This window comes from Pseudomonas sp. ICMP22404, from assembly GCF_006227205.1.
Lineage (GTDB): Bacteria > Pseudomonadota > Gammaproteobacteria > Pseudomonadales > Pseudomonadaceae > Aquipseudomonas.
Window position 1 is genome coordinate 182042 of sequence record NZ_VCNG01000004.1, and the last position, 17766, is coordinate 199807.

12 protein-coding genes and 1 pseudogene are annotated in these 17766 nt (G+C 57.3%); 2 read left to right on the forward strand and 11 right to left on the reverse strand.

All coding sequences use genetic code 11. The annotated features are described in order from the left end of the window. The first annotated feature begins 601 nt into the window (after nucleotides 1–601). Both FGE05_RS09015 and FGE05_RS09020 read left to right on the forward strand, forming a co-directional pair. Nucleotides 602–1768 (forward strand): methyl-accepting chemotaxis protein, encoded by a 1167-nt coding sequence (locus FGE05_RS09015; protein ID WP_373682452.1) that lies wholly within the window; start codon nucleotides 602–604, stop codon nucleotides 1766–1768. Between the two features lie 70 nt (nucleotides 1769–1838). After that, nucleotides 1839–3419: a class I adenylate-forming enzyme family protein gene (locus tag FGE05_RS09020; protein WP_139644059.1), complete on the forward strand. Its 1581-nt coding sequence runs from the start codon at nucleotides 1839–1841 to the stop codon at nucleotides 3417–3419. Between the two features lie 47 nt (nucleotides 3420–3466). Here the strand turns inward: FGE05_RS09020 and FGE05_RS09025 are convergent, their stop codons facing one another. The 11 genes and pseudogenes from FGE05_RS09025 to FGE05_RS09070 form a co-directional block, all read right to left on the reverse strand. Then, the gene (locus tag FGE05_RS09025; RefSeq protein ID WP_139644062.1) at nucleotides 3467–4252 is read right to left on the reverse strand and encodes an enoyl-CoA hydratase-related protein; all 786 of its coding nucleotides are present in this window, start codon (nucleotides 4250–4252) and stop codon (nucleotides 3467–3469) included. Between the two features lie 369 nt (nucleotides 4253–4621). Further along, entirely contained in the window at nucleotides 4622–5377 is a 756-nt protein-coding gene (locus FGE05_RS30345) for a methyl-accepting chemotaxis protein (RefSeq protein WP_373682453.1), read from the reverse strand. A gap of 102 nt (nucleotides 5378–5479) precedes the next feature. Continuing rightward, a pseudogene (locus FGE05_RS30350) lies at nucleotides 5480–6742 on the reverse strand (HAMP domain-containing protein); the annotation flags it as partial. Nucleotides 6743–6890: 148 nt separating this feature from the next. Next, on the reverse strand, nucleotides 6891–7967 hold the full coding sequence (locus tag FGE05_RS09035) for a tartrate dehydrogenase (protein ID WP_139644067.1): 1077 nt from the start codon (nucleotides 7965–7967) through the stop codon (nucleotides 6891–6893). 153 nt (nucleotides 7968–8120) lie between these two features. After that, the gene (locus tag FGE05_RS09040) at nucleotides 8121–9569 is read right to left on the reverse strand and encodes an APC family permease (protein ID WP_176562995.1); all 1449 of its coding nucleotides are present in this window, start codon (nucleotides 9567–9569) and stop codon (nucleotides 8121–8123) included. A 332-nt stretch (nucleotides 9570–9901) separates the two neighbouring features. Beyond that, nucleotides 9902–11326 (reverse strand): NAD-dependent succinate-semialdehyde dehydrogenase, encoded by a 1425-nt coding sequence (locus FGE05_RS09045; protein WP_139644075.1) that lies wholly within the window; start codon nucleotides 11324–11326, stop codon nucleotides 9902–9904. A gap of 118 nt (nucleotides 11327–11444) precedes the next feature. Beyond that, entirely contained in the window at nucleotides 11445–13157 is a 1713-nt protein-coding gene (locus FGE05_RS09050) for an NAD(P)/FAD-dependent oxidoreductase (protein ID WP_139644078.1), read from the reverse strand. Between the two features lie 77 nt (nucleotides 13158–13234). Continuing rightward, nucleotides 13235–13675, reverse strand: a complete 441-nt coding sequence (locus FGE05_RS09055) for a hypothetical protein (RefSeq protein ID WP_218938869.1) — start codon at nucleotides 13673–13675, stop codon at nucleotides 13235–13237. 2 nt (nucleotides 13676–13677) lie between these two features. Further along, the gene (locus FGE05_RS09060; RefSeq protein ID WP_139644083.1) at nucleotides 13678–15027 is read right to left on the reverse strand and encodes an aspartate aminotransferase family protein; all 1350 of its coding nucleotides are present in this window, start codon (nucleotides 15025–15027) and stop codon (nucleotides 13678–13680) included. Between the two features lie 4 nt (nucleotides 15028–15031). Next, nucleotides 15032–16096, reverse strand: coding sequence for a phosphotransferase (locus tag FGE05_RS09065; RefSeq protein ID WP_139644086.1), 1065 nt, complete (start codon nucleotides 16094–16096; stop codon nucleotides 15032–15034). Nucleotides 16097–16241: 145 nt separating this feature from the next. Then, on the reverse strand, nucleotides 16242–17687 hold the full coding sequence (locus FGE05_RS09070) for a gamma-aminobutyraldehyde dehydrogenase (protein WP_139644087.1): 1446 nt from the start codon (nucleotides 17685–17687) through the stop codon (nucleotides 16242–16244). Nucleotides 17688–17766: the final 79 nt, after the last annotated feature.

Genomic DNA, 17766 nt, shown 5'->3' on the forward strand with positions numbered 1-17766 from the left:
TCAAAGCAGGCCGCAGAGTGGCGTCCCGTGTCTGCACAACGCCTGGGGCTACAGGGAACTCTTTATGGCATTCACGATACGAGCAAAGCTGTCGAGCCTCGTGATCACCTCACTCGGCGCTATTGCCCTGGTGGGTGCAGCCGGCTGGCTGGCAGTCAGCACATCGGGGCAATCGGCACGGGATCTGAGCGAACTGACCTTGCCGGCGATCGTTGCACTCAATCAATTGCGCGTGGCCCGCCTCAACCTGTCCGAGGCGGCGCAAGACGCGCGCACCTGGAGCATCGGCGACGAAGTCGGCCTGACCGACTCCGACCGTGAAGATATCCTTGAGAACGCCAGGCAGACCTTCGTCAACCTGGTCAAGGTACAGGAGGAAACAGCCGCCACGAGCGCTACCGCGTTCGCCATCTATGACGCCATGCACAAACGCGAGGAGGAACAGGCGCTGTGGGATGAGTTCAAAGAACTCTGGGTCGAGATCCAGCGTGAGGACGCCTTCCAGGCGACCATTGCCAAGCGCCTGAGCCAGGTGACGGAGTGGGTTGAACTGCGCTCTGCCGTTCTCGAATACTCAGGCACCTCGCGCATGTGGGCCAATATGGCGTTCAAGGTAGGCCCGCCGCTCGACGCCCTGCATAAGCTCAACCTGCAGGCAGCCGCAGTCGAGCGCGCCGAGAATGAAGAAAAGATCGAGCGGTCGCTGATCCTCGCCCTGGTTGTGGGGCTGTCTGCCTCGGCCGTGCAATTGCTATTGGCAATTCTGGTGATCCGCAGCGTGACCCACGCATTCGATACTGTCAGGGGGATCGTCGTCACGGTCGCCACGACGAGAGACTTGCGCGCGCGCGCCAAGCTCACCGGTGGCCAGGAGACCGCCGAAACCGGCGCGGCCATCAACAGCTTGCTGGCACGCTTGCAGGAGTCTCTCCAGGACGTTCACGGGGCGGCCTCCTCTGTTGCAGCAACCTCTGCCGATATTTCAAGGTCCGGCCTGGAAGTGAGAGAGAGTGCCGAAGCGCAAAGCGCCTCGGCACTGGCCATTTCCACGGACATCGCCGAGCTCAACGATGGCATATCGGTTATCTCGGGCAGCACCCAGGGCCTGCTCAAACAGGCTGAAGACGCGGAGATCGTTGTCGCCGAAGGGGCCAAGCAACTCGATCAATCGGCTCTCCAAATCGGCAAGATCGTCTCTTCGGTAGAACTCGCCAGCGAGACGGTCTCCAGGTTGGAGTCGGAGTCGAACAACATCTCCCAGATTATCTCAGTGATCCAGGAAGTGGCTGTGCAGACCAACTTGTTGGCACTGAACGCCGCCATCGAAGCGGCTCGCGCCGGTCAACACGGCCGGGGTTTCGCAGTGGTGGCTGACGAGGTGCGCAGTCTCGCGCAGCGGACAACCCGCTCCACTACCGAGATCAGCGCGCTGATCGAGGGCATTCAAGGTTCGGTGCGGCGCACCATCGACAACATGAGCGACATGGTCGTGCTCGCTCAGCAGAGCAAGACCAAGTCCGCCGATGCACGCTCACAGATGTCAGCCATCCTCACGATCACCATGGACTTGCGCCAGGCCATCGACAGCGTAACCGTCGCTCTGGATGGTCAGCAAAGCGCAACGCAACAGATTGCCCAGCGAATCGGTGAAGTCTCCAGGGTCAGCACCCGCAACTGTGAAACCGCCAGCCAGGTCGCCACGCTGTCGAGCGCGCTCGATGACGCCTCCGATTCCTTGCGCGAGGTTGTAGGGCGTTTCAAATTCTAGGTGTACCCCAGGGCCTGGGGCTCCCTGAACGACACGATCGGATGCACACTACGGCGTAGTCGGGAGGCCTATGAACACCACAACGTTTGACCGATCCTTGATCGCCATTGTCGACGATGCATGCGAAACCCATGCGGACGAGACCTGCCTGGAGTTTCAAGGAGAACGCTATACCTATCGCCAGGTCCAGCAAGCAACCGTGCGTACTGCCAATGCATTGATTGCGTCGGGATTTCGCAAAGGCATGAAAGGCGCGGTATACAGCCAGAACTCCGCCAAGGCTTTTATCGTGATGCTGGGCATCATCCGGGCCGGCGGTGCCTGGATACCGATCAACCCCCGCAATGCGCAAACTGAAAACATCAGCGCATTGTGCAGCCTGCAGTGCAATGCCGTGTTCTATCAAGAATGCTTCGCGGCCTCGGTCGCGGCCGTCGAGATGGCCTGCAGCGAACTGAAGATCAAGGTTTCGCTCGATGCAGCTTGCGGCGGCCTGGATGACTGGTTAGCGGACGCCAATGACACCCCGCCTGACGTGCCGCTGCAGCCCAATGACCTGGTATCGATCCCGATGACCGGCGGCACTACTGGGGCTGCGAAAGGCGTCATGCAGAGTCACGGCAACTTCGCCGCGCTTACCCATGCCATGTGCCTGGACTACGAAGGCCGGCCTGAGCGTCCCGTGCTGCTGTGCGCAGCGCCAATGACACATGTGGGCGGTCGGACAATGTTGACATCGATGGCGGCTGGGGCCACGTTCGTCATCCTCGACCACGTCGATCCACAGTGGATCCTGCGACTGATCCAGGAAAAGCGTATCAGCGATATTTTCCTACCCCCGACGGCAATCTCCACCCTGCTGGACCAGCCCAATGTCAGGGACTTCGACTACTCCAGCCTGAGAGCCGTCACCAGTGGCGCCGCCCCCATCTCCATCCAACGCCTGAAACAAGCCATGGATGTTTTCGGACCGGTCATGTACGTCCGTTTTGGGCAGACTGAATGCCCCATGTTCATTTCGGTGCTCAAGCCGCAGGACATCTCTGTAGAGGATGTTGCCAGCGCAGACGGTGTATCCGACCAGCGCTTGAAAAGCGTCGGACGAGCAACGCCGATTTCGCAACTGGCCATCTTGAGTGAGGATGGCGCGCCGCTTCCAGTCGGAGACCGAGGTGAGATTGGGGTCAAAGGTCCAATGGTATCGCTGGGCTATTACGACAACCCGAAAGAAACCGCCAGGGTTCGCAAGAGCGGCTGGCACCTGACAGGTGATATCGGCTACATGGACGAGGACGGTTTTCTATTCATTGTCGACCGCAAGAAAGACATGATCATCAGCGGGGGTTTCAATGTCTACTCCGCTGAAGTCGAACAGGCATTGATGTCCATTCCTGGCGTGGAAACGGCTGCCGTAATAGGGGTGCCCAGCGCCAGATGGGGCGAGGAAGTCAAAGCGGTGATCAAGTTGGCGGCGGGTACCCAGTTATCTGCCGAACAGATCATCGAACAATGCAAGCTGCGAATCGGTAGCGTCAAAGCCCCCAAGTCCATTGATCTTGTCTATTCATTTCCGCAAACCGCCCTGGGCAAACTGGACAAGAAAAAGCTGCGCAGCCGCTACTGGCCGGACGAACAACACGCTGATCGCTAGTCGATTGACGCAGTGCTCGTTGCCCCACCAACAGCGCACGCAACGAATTACTTCCCGACGAAGTGGGGTGCGCGCTTTTCAAGAAATGCATTCGCCCCCTCCGCAAAGTCCTGCGTAAAACCCAAAACCCGCTGCAGATCACGCTCAAGAGTGACTTGTTCGACAAAAGAATGCTGGGTCGACTCACGCAGGGCGCGCTTGGTCATTTGCAGGGCCAACGGAGGCATGCTCGCCAATTTGCGCGCAATAGCGTCAGCCTCAGCCGGCAACTGCTCATCCTCGACACACTTCCAGATCAACCCCCACTTCTCGGCCTCCTCCGCACTGAGCCGTTCGGCCAAGAGCGCCAGCCCCATAGCCCGCGCAGTACCGACAAGCCGTGGTAGGAAGAAAGTACCGCCCATGTCCGGCATCAGGCCGATCTTGGTGAAGGCCTGGAGAAAGCTCGCCGATTTCGCTGCGACTGCGATATCGCAACACAAGACGAAGTTGACGCCGGCACCTGCGGTCACGCCGTTCACCGCACAAACGACGGGCTTTGCCATCGACAGCAGCTTCTCGGCGATCGGGTTGTATTGCTGCTGGATCACATCGCCCAAGTCAGGCGCAGATCCTTTCATCGACGCCTGGTTCAGGTCGGCACCCGCACAGAAGCCACGCCCTTTCGCCTGGATCAGCAGCACCCGCACCTCGGAACTGGCTTCGCAATGCAACAACGCATGCAGGATTTGCGCATTCATCTCTGCCGACAAACTGTTGAGTCGCTCCGGTTGGTTCAACGTGAGGCGGGCAACGCCGTCTGTGATTTCCAGCGTGATGCTTCGATAGTCCAACTCGGTCACCTCATGATTATATTGATGAATAGCCAGGCCTACCTCGCAAGCAATCCACTCTGCCGGCACTTCTGGTGTTGAGCTTGATTAAAAAAACGGACTGCCTCCCCTCCCAAGTAGAGAGGGTAGAGAAGCGAATTTCCGGGAAGTGATGATATGCGCGCTATGACAGCCCAAAAACATGCGCTGCTGGGCAAGTCGCGCAACGCTTTCAGTCACAGGAACAGCTTGTTGAGAACAGGGGTGGTTTCAGTGGGTTTCGCTCGAACAAAAAAAGAGCCTTGCGGCCCTTTTCTATCTGACGCTTACGTGCTCGCGCCTCTTCGCGATGGTTGTGAATTCAGCTATCGATACAGGAACGACTCGATTTCAGGTGCAGAAACCGCCCATAAGCTGCTGCTGATGATTCGCCAGCGAATTCAAGGATTGACTGATGCTCGCAGAGTCTCTCGATTGGCGTGCCAGGACATCCGTGACGTCCCGAATGCTGGTTAAATTACGGTTCACCTCCTCTGACGCGACACTCTGCTCTTCTGCTGCACTGGCAATCTGAATATTCATCTCACTGATTATTTCGATGCCCTGATTGATTTTTTGAAGCGCTCCCACGGCAAGTGTCACCTGTTCAACACTGCTATCGGCCTGTCTGCGGCTGTTTTGCATCGACTGAACCACGCTTCGAGTGCCTGATTGAAGTTGTTCGATGACGTGCTGGATCTGACCTACCGACTCTTGGGTGCGCTTGGCCAAATGACGCACCTCGTCCGCGACTACCGCAAACCCTCTACCAGACTCCCCTGCCCTGGCGGCTTCAATTGCAGCGTTCAAGGCGAGAAGATTCGTTTGCTCGGCAACAGAACGAATGACTTCGAGGACTGATCCGATGTGCTCGCTATTATTGGCCAAGGCTTCTACTTGTTGCATGGCCTGGTGCATTTCCGAAGCAAGTTGTGTGATGCAATCCGTGGTGACGTTGATAGTCTGCACACCCTCCTGGGTGGCGAGATCAACATTACGAACTGCTTGAGCCGCCAACGCAGCATTCCTCGCCACCTCCTGCGAAGTCATGCTCATTTCCTTGGATGCAGTGGCGACCTGGTCAACTTCAAGCAGTTGTTGCTGCATGCTGCTATTGGTTCGAGTCGCAATCTCCGCAGCCTGGTCGGCAGTATGACGGGTGTCATCAACTGACGATTTCACCTGAGCGATAATTGGCTGCAGCTTGTCAAGAAACCGGTTGAACCAACTCGTCAAGTTCCCGATTTCATCATGCCTTTCATAGGCCACCCGCCGTGTCAGATCCCCCTCACCACTCGCGATGTCCTGAAACACCGCGGCAACACGCAGGATCGGTCGAGTGATGCTACGCGCCAGCAACCATATCAACACCAGCCCTGATAATGCAGCCAGGATACCCATCGTGAGTTGAACGCCAACCGCATCCCTGTTGGCTTTATCCATGACGCCCTTGAGTTGTAGTGCCGAGGCAAGCAATACAGCTTCTGGTACCTGAATGACAACACTCCAGCGTTGTGCACCTGGAATGGGGGAAAACGGCATGATCACGACGACATTTCCGTTACGCTCGATGACCTCAGGAACGTCACCTTTCGCACTCACCCGGATTTTTTGTTCAAGTTCAGGATCGCTGTCTGCCAAAGGCTTCCCCGCCATCAGGGGTTCACCACTGCGGGCGGCAACGACACCGTCAGCACTGATGAAGCTCACTTGCGCATGGCCGTCGTAAAGCGCTCTGCTCGACCTTTCCACCAGCTCCTGCAGACTCGCCAGACTCAAGTCCACACAAAGAACGCCGAGCACGGCATCACCGTTGAGCAAGGGAACCGAAACCGTCGACATCAGCGTCGTCAGCCCCTGGGCATTGGTGAACGAATAGGGGTTACTTACGCAGTCTCGTTTGGTCTTGAACGCACAGGTGTACCAAAAAGTACCTGGACTTCCGTCATCGGCCATCTCCTTTTCGCTCATGGTGTAGCTCGGCACAACAGTGGACGCATAGGAAGCGAAACGACCTTTCTCATTTCCCCCATCGGTTTGTTGGTTAGCAAAACGAGCGTCATCGCCATCCAATGCATTGGGCTCGAATCCTACCCCTAGACCTAATACCTCGCCGTTAGCAGCCACTTGCAGTTGCATGAGCTTGAAAAGATCACCGCGCAGTGTTTTGGTGTCCATGCCGAGCCGCGTAGCCTGTTCACGCTGGAACATCACTTGGCGCATGACCGTATCGCCAAACACCCTACTGGTGCCGAATCGCTGACTCACCACTTGGGCCTGCTGCTCGCCCAGCTTGGTCATGTACTGCAATGCACCTTCCTTGAGGGTGACCGAGCTGGATTCATTGCTCAATATCGAAATAGCGTCGATCCGGTAGATTGAAAAACCTATCAAGATGGCCGCTACACACAGCATGCAAATGCCTGCGAGCAACGTTATGCGAAGCTTTATGGAAAAGCTGGGGATGGACATTTCTACGCTCCTTGAGTTACTGCAACTCTTCAGTCATTCGAGTGCATGGTCCTGCGGGTTTACTTCCACACGCTGCGAGATCACGCCTAAACAAAACGCCGGTGACGGCCCAACGAAGAAAGCACCGCCACTGGCTAAACTGGTGAAGTCAAAGCGCGTCGGCGATCGCTTGGCCTACTTCCTGGGTAGATCCCTGTCCGCCCAAATCAGGCGTTTTCGGGCCTTGGGCAATCACAGTCTCGATAGCCTGCAGGATTGCATCATGAGCCGCACGGAACTCTGGACCGTCCCCCAGGAAATCGAGCATCAACGCACCCGACCAGATCATGGCAATAGGATTGGCAATGTTCTTGCCGAAGATGTCCGGCGCCGAGCCGTGGACGGGTTCGAACAGCGACGGAAACTTGCGCTCCGGATTGAGGTTGGCCGACGGAGCAATACCAATGGTGCCCGTGCAAGCTGGACCGAGATCAGAGAGGATGTCGCCAAACAGATTGGACGCCACCACCACATCAAAGCGATCCGGATGCAAGACAAAGCGGGCACACAGGATGTCGATATGTTGCTTGTCCCATTTGATATCGGGGTAGTTATCCGCCATTGCCGCGACACGTTCGTCCCAGTACGGCATGCTGATCGCCATGCCATTTGACTTGGTAGCGGCGGTCACATATTTGCGTGATCGTGTCTGGGCGAGGTCGAAGGCGTATTTGAGGATGCGGTCGACACCTCGGCGGGTGAATACAGATTCCTGCAGCACGAATTCATGTTCAGTACCTTCAAAGACCCGGCCCCCCACTGAAGAATATTCACCTTCGGTATTTTCCCGGACAACGATGAAGTCGATGTCCCCAGGCTTGCGATTGGCCAAGGGGCAGGCCACACCTGGGAACAGCTTCACCGGGCGTATGTTTGCGTATTGATCGAACTCCCTGCGAAATTTCAACAAGGACCCCCAAAGGGAAATATGGTCCGGTACTTTATCCGGCCAACCGACGGCACCAAAATAAATAGCATCGAAACCTTTAAGTTGCTCAAACCAATCATCGGGCATCATCTTGCCGCAGGCGAGATAATAATCGCAACTGGCCCACTCAAAGTTTTGAAACTCAAGCTCAATACCATATTTGGCGGCAGCCTTCTGCACGACTTTAATACCCTCAGGCATCACTTCCACGCCGATTCCGTCGCCGGCAATCGCGGCAATTCGAAACGTCTTGCTCATCACACTTCCTCTTTAGTTTATCAAGCAGCAATAGCCATGAATTAAATCGACTCAAGCAATGACAAAGCGCAGTGAAGAACGTTACGTTCACCATCATTGATTCAGCCGCTACTGCACCCATCGCAGCAGCGGCAAAGGCAGGTCACCGAAGTGTCAGACTTGATCGCCTAACGAAGACTCCAACCGTGCATATTTCTCGGGGGACCGGGCACTCAAGTAGAATGCACCCAGGAAACCCAGCGCAAACGATCCAAACAACAGCACCATGAAGAACACTTCAAGTGCGCCCTGTACGCCCAGCAGGACATCGAAGCTAGTCAGGGCGAAATAAAGAAACGGCAGGAGACCCGCGACGCTTAACAGCGGCGCGAAAAAGGTATGCCACAACCGTTTGTCTACCGTGGAACGACGGAAGAACACGAAGATCGCAATGCTGGCGATGCACTGAATGGTGATGATCCCTGCCGCGCCGACTCCGGTGAACCAAGTGAAGAGTGTGTCGTAGGGATTCAATCCCAGCACCGCGAATATCGCGACCACCACGGCAACCATTGCGGTTTGCACGTAGCACGCCACATGGGGTGACTTCTGTACGGGGTGAGTCGAGCCCAGTTTCTGGCTGAGCAACCCCTGGCGCCCCAATGAGTAGAGGTAACGGGCAACGTTGCTGTGGAACGTTACGATGGCAGCGAACAGGCTGGTAATCACCAGCACTTGAAACAACTCCGTTGCCCAGCCACCGAGGATCTTGTCGCTGACCCAGAAAATCAGGTTGCCCGATTGGTCCTTGGCCACCGCCACTGCTTCGGTTGTACCGATTGCGTTGATGATCAACCAGGCTGTCAGCGCATAAAACACGCCCATGAAAATCACTGCGATATAGGTGGCTATCGGCACCGTGCGCTTGGGGTCGCGCGCTTCCTCACCATAAATGGCAGTGCCCTCGAAGCCGATGAACGATGCATGGGCGAACATCAGGGCGACACCAATTGCGCCAGAGAATGTCGCCGACGGACTGAACGGTTCGAACGACAACTGGCTCACTGGCACCGAGTGGTCGCCAAACAAAATGCCCAGGTCCAGTATCAGAATGATGACCGTCTCCAGCGTGAGCAGGACCGCCAACACCACGGCCCCTGCATGTAAACGCCGCAACCCCAGCCATAGGCACATCGCCATGGCGGTGAACGAGTACACCCACCACGGCAAATGGAGATTGAGTTGTTTGCCGAGCAACTCATTGAGGTAATAGCCGATCCCGCCGTACAGCCCCAGTTGAATCGCGTTATAGGAAAAAATTGCCAAAGAAGCAGAGCCCAGTCCCATGGGGCGGCCGACGCCTTTAGTGATGTAGGCGTAGAACGCCCCGGCGTTGGTGATGTGCTTACTCATCGCCACGTAGCCCACAGCGAACAGCAACAGCACCAGGGCGACCGCCACAAATGCGCCGGCGATGCCGATGCCATTTCCGGAACCGATGATGACAGGGAACAACGCGACAACCACGGTCAATGGCGCCGCAGCGGCAATCACGAAGAACACGATGCCCATGATGCCGATACTGTTGCGTTCGAGGTCTCGGCTATCAGAACTTGGGTTCATGGTCTTGCCCGGTGTGGATCCCGTTAAGTCCAGCGTAGCTGATTTATTACTATATTCGTATGACATCGCTAAAACCCTGTAGGTAGTGAGTTTTTTATTTCGGTAAAGCGAGGCAGTCGTTAAACAAGCAATACTCGGCAGGCGTGCCTATATACACCTCGGCACGTTCTGGTTTTTCGGAGTGACAAGTGTCCTTATTATTGATGAATCGGTGCAGACTTTGTTTGTAGGTCCGTCATATTCCTGTACCGCGACAACCAGAAATTCTCTCCAGACTGTTCGCGCCAAAATCAACTGCTTTAGAGCAGGCGTTCATCATGTAAGACGCATGTTTATGACTCCAAAGTGCAACGTTCAAGTTTGGTCGAGATGAACTTCACGTCGAGATACTCCTGAAGTCCCCAGTGACCACCTTCCCTGCCCAGTCCGCTGTCTTTATTGCCACCGAATGGCGCTTGCGCGGTCGATGGTGCTCCATCGTTGACGCCGATCATTCCGTATTCCAATGCCTCAGCCACCAGTTGCGCGCGGGTCAAGTTCCTTGTCCACAGATAGGCCGCCAAGCCGTACGGCGATGCATTGGCTGCCGCCACCACCTCAGCTTCAGTGTCGAAGGTGATCAGCGGTGCCACCGGGCCAAAGGTTTCTTCCTGCATGATCAGCATCGTTGCCGTCACGTCCTGGAGCACGGTCGGTTGAACATAGAAGCCTTCCATCCGGGCACCTCCAGCGATGACTCGAGCACCTTGGGCCACCGCATCGGCGATATGGCTGAGTACCTTATCGCGTGCATGTCCATCCACCAACGGGCCTATCCGTGTCGACTCCAGCAATGGGTCGCCCACCTGAAGCCGATTGACCGCAACGGCGAGTTTTTCGGCGAACTGATTGGCAATCGAGCGATGGACATAGATGCGATTGGTGCACACACAGGTCTGCCCAGCATTGCGGAATTTGCACGCCACGACCTCATCCACGGCCGCGTCCAGGTCGGCATCGTCAAAAATGATGAAAGGCGCATGGCCCCCTAATTCCAGGGAGATCCTTTTCAGTGTCTTGGCCGATTGTTCGTACAGGCGCTTGCCCACCTCAGTACTACCGGTAAAGGTGAGTTTGCGAATACGCGGGTCATCGAACATCACCTGCGACACCGTCCTCGGATCCGTGGTGGTAATCACCTGCAAGGTTCCGGAAGGTCCCCCGACTTCTTCCCACAACTTGGCGAAATACAATGCTGTGAGCGGTGCTTGCACGGGAGGTTTGACAATGGCCGTACACCCCACCGCCAGCGCCGGCGCCAGCTTGCGGGTGATCATCGCCGCAGGAAAATTCCACGGCGTAACGGCATACACAGGCCCAACCGGCTGTTGCAGGGTTGTCAGCCGTTTGTTGCCATGTTGGCTCGGCATGCTTTCGCCACCGACACGCCGCCCTTCTTCGGCAAACCACTCGATAAACGAAGCGGCGTAAGCGACTTCTCCACGAGCCTCCTGGATCGGCTTGCCCATTTCCAGGGAGATGGTACGGGCAATGCCCTCGGTGTGTTCAATGACGGCGTTGTACCAGGCACGCAGCAGTGCGCACCGATGATAAGCAGTTGTCTGACGCCAGCTCTGGAATGCGGCACTGGCGGCATCGGCTGCCAACATCGCCTCTTCAATACCGGCGCTCGGAAGCTCGGCGATGATTTCCCCGGTTGCGGGAGAGCGCACCGGGAACCACCCAAAGGCGCTGATCCATTGGCCATTGACGAACATTTTGCGTCTGCCGCCATCGCTGGAGCCTGGCGTAAAGATTGGAAGTTTCATGTAGTGATCACCTATTCGGTTAGGCCTGCCTTTCCATCAAGAAAAGGCATCTGGTACACCATCGCTGTCATTTGCTCAGGCGCTCGGTCAGGCTTCGAAAAATGCGCGACCTGGCGACCTGATAGCCGAGACGTTGCCCGACATCCGTTTTCAATAAATTGCCGATCAACCCGCTATCCGCCTTGAGCACCTTGCGCCCAGCGGCGGTATCGGTTTGCCCGGCCAGGTCGGCCAGGATGCGTTGCGCCGCGTTGTGCCCGGGCATGCCGCTGACACCACCGCCAGGATGGCTGCCGGAACCACAGAGGTAATACCCTGGAACCGGCGTCCGGTAATGCGCCGCCGCTTTGATGGGGCGATTGTCGAAGAGGTTGTCCAGGCCGATCATGGACTGGTGGAAGATGTTTCCACGGGTAATGTGGTAGTCGCGATGCAGGTCCAGTGGAGTGATCACGTGGCGAGCGAGAATGTGATTGCGCATGTTTGGTGCATAGCGGAAATAGATCTCCAGCACCTTGTCGGCCCACTCTTCCTTGCGTGTGTCCCAATCGCCATGGGCCAGGTCAAAGGGCAGCTGCTGCACCCCCAACGAGAGCGTATGAGTTCCTGGCTGGCTCACCAGCTCCGGGTGGGTCACGGAGGGAATCAGCGCCTCGACCACCATGTCATCCGGGAACTCGCCACGCTGCTGTGCTTGCCAAGCCATTTCATACAGGGCCGGGGATGGGCCGAGAATGTTCAAGCCCTGATGCTGGGGTCCCAGCTTGCCGGCTGGAAAGCCGACATAATCCGGCAGCGCGTCGACCAGCAGGTGAATACGCGCCATGGAGCCGCGCTGATCAATCTCCTTGGCATCGGCTGCCGCGGCCTCCGGTAGCGTCCCTTCGGGCAACAACCCCACCAGCGAGCGAGTCGGGTCTGCACCGGAAATGACCAGCGGCGCGCGAAGCTGCTCGCCCGAGGCCAGCACAACCCCCACGGCCTTACCCTCTTCAATCAACACCTGCTGGATGGGCGTACTCGTTTCAACCCTCCCGCCAAATGCTTGCAAGGCGTTGACCAGCGATTCGCTGATCATGCCCATGCCGCCTTTCGGCAGGCCATAGCGACCGAACTGCCCCTCGAACTCTCCCAACGCGTGATAGCCATACACATAGGCCGTGCCTGGCGTGGTCGGACTTCCCCACGTGGAAACCAGGCCCATGAACATCATGAAGCCGCGCAGACGATCGGATTCTATGTAGTCCTTCAGCAAGTCCTCGGCCGAAGCCGTCATGAACGCGTCGTACAGCGCACTTTCACCGGCGTCGTCAAAGATCGCCTTCAAGCGTTGTTGGGTCGGCGGATCGCTGAGCTGGATCTCATGCGTCAACTCGCCGAAACGCTTGAGCCGCGTGGCGAAACGCATGAAGTTGGCGCCATCGACCTTGTTGTGTTCTTCGATCGAACGCAGGGTCTTGTCGATCTCCTGCCAGAACATCACGCGATCGCCGTCGTCCCACAGCGCCATTTCCTGCAAGCTCGGAGCCACCGACTCCAGGCCGTACTTTTTCAGTTCCAGATCGTCGACCACCTCCTGTCGAAACATCATCTGAATGTACGAACACGAAGAGAAAATGGCGCCCGGTATCAGTTCTTCACTGGTACAGGCGCCACCCACAATCGGCCGGGCCTCCAACACCAATACCTTGAGGCCTGCCCTGGCCAGGTAGTTTGCGCACACCAGCCCGTTATGGCCGGCACCGATGATCAGGGCATCAAGATCGTTATGCTTACTCACGGCGTCATTCCATCTGAATGTGAAATCGAATGCCTGCCCACCCGCAAGGTGAACAGGCCGCCTGCACCGCCAGCGACTCAGGCCGGCAGCACCAACTTGAACAACTGGTGATCGGTAAAGGTGTCATCCGGGTGACCGACGAAATTACCCGTCACAATGCCGGTCGCGCCTTCGAATCGGCCACCACCACGAATCACGCGCCAAGCGATTGAACCGGTGCTGTAGCCGCTTTCCTGCACTTTGAACTGGCCCGGCATGACCGTTTCAACGTCGAGATAGCTGTCGATCCCGGGGAAGTCGACTCGACCGGTTTCCCAACTTTGCTCGCCGCGCACGGTCACCACCGTATCGAAGTGCGCAACATCCGTCGGAACCTGCAACGCACCCTCGCCCTGCACATCCATCGCTGGATCGAGTGCAAGTATCAGGCCCTGTGCACGGGACCGTACGACACCGGTGGCGTAACCGATGGCTTCGGCTTTGCCGGTGAAGTAGATCAGCATGGAATAGGTTCTCATCATCACCCCCTCACACCGGTGGTCTTGCTCAGGTCGGCCATGACATCGGACAGGATGTCCAGGAAGTAGGCGGCGTTGTCGGCGGTAAATGGCAACGGCGGGCGTATCTTCAGCACGTTGCCCAACGGACTGGAAGCGCTGATCAACACGTTGTGGTCACGCAACTTGTTGACCACCTGCATCGCCAGCTCCTCGTACGGCTCTTTGGTGAGCGGGTCCTTGACGAACTCCGCACCAATGAACAGCCCCGCCCCCCGGACATTACCGATCACCGGATATTCCTTGGCCAGATCACGCAGGCCGGCCCGCAATACATCACCGACCACCAGGGAATTCTTCTGCAGGCCTTCCGCTTCGATCACTTCCATCACCGCCATCGCCGCGGCGGTGGAAACCGGGTTGCCACCAAAGGTATTGAAATAGCGGGCGGTCGTTGCAAAACGGGTCAGCAATTCCGGTTTCGCCACCACACCACCGATGGGAAGACCGTTGCCCATCGGTTTGCCCATGATCACCAGGTCCGGCACGACACCGTGACGCTGGAAGCCCCAATACGCATCGCCGGTGCGCGCGAAACCAGGCTGGACCTCGTCAGCGATGAACAGCCCGCCGGCCCGGCGGACCGCTTCGACGGCCTTGACCAGAAAACCACGTGGATCAGAGAAGACGCCGTCGCTGGAGAAGATGGTGTCCGTCACCAGCGCCGCCGGACGGATGCCATGGCGCAGCATGTCCGCAATCGCCGCCTCGACCGACTCGGCAAATGCGTCGCCGACGTCCTTGTCCCCCGCCCGATACGCATCCGGCGCAGGGACCAGGCGCACCATGCTGCCCAGCGCCACGCCTTCTCCCAAGGAGGGTGACATCTCGGCAATCGCGGCAGTAATACCGTGATAGGCGTTTTCAGTCACGATGATGCCGGTATTGCCGGTATGGCAACGGGCGATTCGTACCGCAAGGTCCGATGACTCACTACCAGTACAAGTAAACATGACGTTCGCCAACTCTTGGGGGAAGGTAGCGATCAGTTTTTCGGCGTAGGTCAGTACAGTGTCGTACAGATAGCGTGTGTGAGTATTGAGCAGCGCCATCTGCTTGGAAACCGCTTCCACGACATGAGGATGGCAATGCCCTACCGAAGGCACGTTGTTGTACACATCCAGGTACGGCGTGTTGTGTGAGTCGTACATCCACACGCCTTCGGCGCGGACGAAGTGCACAGGCTTTTCATAGAACAACTTGTAGGACGGGCCGAGCACTTTTGTGCGGCGCTTGAGCAGTTGCTCGATCTCTGGGTCCAGGCCATGAGCCTGAGCAGGATCGAACGAGTTGATCATCAATGGACGATTCATTGTTTCACTCCAGGTTGCATGCTTTGCGAAGAATGGATTGGGCATCCGCCCGACTGACTTGCGCCAATCGCTGGAGCCCATCCCAGGCAACGCCTGTGTTCTTGAGGATGTAAGGACGGTTTGCGGGATATAGGCGTGCCCGGAATTCGGTGATCGCAATCGCGGTACACAAACGCGTGACAATCAGGTCAAAGAGCAAGTCCACTTCCTCGACCAGGAGCGGCAGCACGCGGTGATAGGCGCCAAGCATCTCGGCCACCTTGCTCAACGGATGGTCGCCGTCGGTGTGGTAACTGGCGGCAATGGCGATGTCGTTGATCAGCTGGGTCGCCACCATGTCGCCAAAATCGAGAATGCCCGAGACTTCATCGTGGCACCCCTCATCCATCAGTATGTTGTGTGGATTGAAGTCGGCATGGACCACCTGGCTGCGCATTTTGATCAGTCGGTGGTAGACGACTTCATCGAAATAATCGAAGCCTGCCCGGACCAGGTTCCAGGGTTTATTGCCATCGGCATGCTGCGTTGACGGCAGCATTTCCCGGCAAGCTGCGGCTTGCTGAATGTCCCACGCCAGGACTCGATCAGCACCGGGGTGATTGAAACCACGTAGCGCTAACCCAAGTTCGGCCAGACTGATGCCGATGTTGCGCAACTGGGCTGGCGAGCTGGCGCTTTTCGGCAACGCCAAGCCTTCCAGAAACGAAGTCATCCAGATAATTCGTCTCGGGTTGTCACCCACGTTCGCTGCAAAGGACGTTTCGCCGTCGAGCGAAGCAATCATCAGGGGAACTGGAATATGCGGTGCGCGTTCGGCCAGCCAGGCCAGCGCTTGAATCTGCATATCAATAGTCGCGTGATCATCTGCCGGGTTCGACATCCGCAGGATGTACTGCAAGCCATCGATTGAAAAAACATGGAACAGCTCGTCACGCTCGCAACTGATTCGCGTGCATCGGACACTCATGCCATACCGGTCCAGAACAAGCGCTTCGACTAACGCCAAAGGCGTCTCTTCGACAGCGGTCGTCATATTGCTCAGTGATAGCGAAAGACCGTTAATCGTCATTGGATATGCTGCCTAATGCTATTCAGGACCCGTTTTCGAAGCACGGTTCAGCCGCAACCTGATAAACAGGTCGCTCTGCGGTGCGTTCAAAGAAGTCCCGAATCTCGAATTTCGGGAGTACCCCCGCCGGAGCGGGGGCGTCATATCATTCGAAGTTCATCATGACGTGACGAACGACCGTGTAGTCTTCCAGGCAGTAGATCGACTGATCCTTGCCATAACCGGACATCTTCATGCCGCCATGGGGCATTTCGCTCAGGAGGGTGAAGTGTTGATTGACCCAGGTCGTGCCGTATTGCAGACGCGCACTGACCTTGGCAGCGGTCTTGGCATCACGGGTCCAGACCGAGGAAGCCAGCCCATAGCGGCTGTCGTTTGCCCAACCGATGACTTGGTCGACGTCCTGGAAGGCCGTCACGGAAACCACGGGGCCAAAGACTTCGCGCTGGACAATTTCATCGGTCTGCAAGGCCCCGACGACGAGCGTCGGCTCGTAGTAGAAACCATTACCCGCCCCATACTTGCCGCCGGTGACGACCTGGATATGCGGTTGTTCCTTCGCCCGGTCGACAAAGCCCCCAACGCGTTCACGCTGCCGGGCGCTGACCAGCGGACCGAGTTCTGTACCCGCCTGGTCGGTCGGCCCCAGTTTGATCGAAGACACCGCCACCTTGAGAGCCGCGACGAGTTCATCGTGAACACTTTCATGCACATAGATTCGGCAAGCGGCGCAGCAATCCTGGCCGGCGTTGTAGAAGCCAGCCGAGCGTACGGTGGACACTACTGCCTCAAGGTCCGCGTCGGCCATCACGATCACCGGCGCCTTGCCGCCCAGCTCGAGATGGGTGCGCTTGAGATTGCCTGTCGCCGCTTGCAGGACTTTCTGGCCAGTGGTGACATCTCCGGTGATGGACATCATGTTGATACCCGGATGTTCGCCCAGCGCTTGGCCGACCGTTTGCCCGCGCCCGGTGACGATATTGACCACGCCAGGCGGCAGCATCTCGGCAAGAATACTGCCCAGTTTCAATGCGGTGAGCGGGGTGTTTTCCGAAGGTTTCATCACCACGGTATTGCCCACGGCAATCGGCGCAAAGATTTTCCAGGTGGCCATTGCCAGCGGGAAGTTCCAGGGGGCGATGGCGCCCACCACCCCTACCGGGTCACGCCGAATGATGCTCGTGTGGTTGGCTGCGTATTCACCGGCCGCCAGCCCGGTCAGGCAACGCGCCGCACCGGCAAAAAAGCGAATGTTATCGACTACGCCCGGTATCTCATCTTCAAGCATGCGCTCGTAGGGCTTGCCCACGTTCAACGATTCGATTTGGGCGAAAGCGGCACCTTCCTGTTCGATTCGATCGGCAATTTTCAGCAACAGCGCCGAACGTTTCCCTGGGGGCAACTGCGACCAGCCCGGGAACGCCTTGCGAGCGGCCGCTATCGCTTTATCGATCTGTTCGGGGCTGGCTTCAGGCACTTCTCCCAGCACTCGACCGGTGGCCGGGTTCAGCAGCGTTTCTGCGTGGCCTTCGCCGCGAACCAGCTTGCCGTCAATCAACAGATCAATCACGAACTCTTGTGTAGTGCTCATAGTTACTCTCACGCTCGTCTGTAGAAACTGTGGCAGGGCAACCAGTACGTCACGACCCGGCGGTGCTCCTCTGTACAGA